General features: G+C 60.7%; 1 protein-coding gene. It reads right to left on the reverse strand.

From position 1 onward, the window contains the following. Positions 1-2,071 (reverse strand): Ig-like domain-containing protein (locus EN914_RS33260; protein WP_206527297.1); only part of this gene is annotated, 2,071 nt, incomplete at both ends.

Here is a 2,071-nt window from a genome sequence, read left to right on the forward strand (position 1 = left end):
CACTCCATCAGTGTAAGGCTCCGCCGGATCGTCCGGAAGTACGTCTACCTGACGCATCAGCATCGTATCGACGACGGCTATACCTCCGCTTCCTCGCAGCGTGACGTATGCGCGGGCGTTGTCGCTGGTGATCGCCACACGGTTGGGCATCACCGCGTTTCCGGCTGTCGGCCGGCCGTTGTCGTCGAGATTGCCGAGTGGAATTCGAGCGACAAGCTCTGGCAACTTTTGGTTGTCATTCCCAACCGGGCGAATAACCGCCAGTTGATCGGCTGTGCCGCCTTCAAAGGTGCCGCCCGGCACCGCAACGAATACGTTCTCGTCCCCAGGCTCGAGAAACTCCCAATTGGAATAGACGGTCAAAGCGTCCCAGAAGGAACCGGGCTGGCCACTGTCCTGCGCATAGCTCGAAGGATCGCCTCCAAGATCTTCGTTCGTAAGGACGTAGTTGAGGCGCGCCACCTGGAAAGGCGTCGAGCCTAGAGCCATAGACGTCGGTACGCGGACCCACAGTTCACCTCCTCCCATGAAGGCTGGACGAACCAGCACGCCTCCACTGACGGGGGTGATCTCATCGTTCTCATGCCCTCGGATCAGGTCGCGGATTTCCAGTTCGTCAGGATAGCCGAACAGCACCCGCAGATGGTCGAGGTCTGAGCCGGCGAGCGTCGGCGCCCCAGGATCGCTCCAGACAAAGCGGTCACCCTTCAGCACCAGCCAAGGCTCCATTCCGTCTCCCTTGTCGGCGAATTCGACGCGGGCCGATGTGATAGACGGACTGTGATGCGTATCGGCTGCCGGATCTACGTCGGAATTGAATGTGGTTTCGAGCGAGCTGATCTGACCGGGACGCACCTCCACATTTGCCGCAGTCGTGACGAGATTGCCATCCAGGGTACGAGCGGTGAGTGTAACGTCTCGGTTGCCCCCCGGCAGGGAGAGAGGAACCTGCCCAAAGCCGGCGGCGCCGACAAGGACGTTTCCGATCGTGGTGTAGACATATTGCTGTACGACACCGAAGGAGGCCTCGAGATCAGCTATCACGGTGCCGATCGAGCCTGGATCGATAGCCACCGCCATGTAGGTGCCGCCGAACCCGATACCGCTCCAGATCGGTGACGCCGTGCGGGCAAAACCATTCGCATCGACATAGCCACTCTCGACCTCAAGCCAGCCCTGCACCGTTCCGCCAGCGGTTTCAAAGTCGGAGAGCCGATAGAAGCGAATCTCGCTTCCTGCCTGGAGTGTGGTCGGAATCGCGAGCTGCGCCGGGGCGTCCAGCGTGGCGCCTTCGAGATCGATGTGGAACGCTGCGCCAAACCGGAACCCTTGGTCCTCGGGCAGAACAGGGATCGTCAAATCATCACGAGCAACACCCGAAATAGTGACGGTTACCTCTCGGCTTAGGGCTCCGGGAGCAATCGCGACCTGGAGGCCCTCGCTCGTCGCGACGACGGCGCCTGCCTCGCCAACCAAAGTCGGGCCGAACTGAGCGGCAACAACCCTGACCGGGATCCGGGCCTCCGCCATCTTGTACGTCGCAGTGATGGTCACTTCGCCGGACGCGAGCGCGGTGATCAGACCGTCGGGCGAGACCTCGACAACGCCCGGCTTGTCGACATAGTAGCGCGTCCCGTTCACCGCGAAGGCTACGTTCGTGCTGGCGTCCTGCGGATCGGTAAACAGTTTGATCTGACGCGTTCCGCCGTTGGCGGCTAGTGTGACTGCGTCGGGATAGATGTCCGCGCCGAAGCCTGCGAGTAGATAGTCGTCATAGGTCTGCGCGCTACCTACGAGGAATGCGGTTGCCGCAGTAAGTCCAGCGCGCGACGACACGACAGTACCGGCACCGGAAGCTCTTCCGATGAGGATGCCATCCGAGACATCTGCTGCATCGGGATTGGTTGTCGACACGTCGAAGTAGGACGCGGGCAGAAGGATGTTGCCTTCATCAGCAAAGTCCCCGATCCACTGCATCTGATATCGTTCGCTGAGATTGATCCGGGGCTGACGCGTTACAAAATCGAATCTCAACAGAGCAGCATTGGAGACGCTGACGCTGATCGTGACC

The sequence above is a fragment of the Mesorhizobium sp. M7A.F.Ca.CA.001.08.2.1 genome (assembly GCF_003998455.1).
Taxonomy (GTDB): Bacteria; Pseudomonadota; Alphaproteobacteria; order Rhizobiales; family Rhizobiaceae; genus Mesorhizobium; species Mesorhizobium ciceri.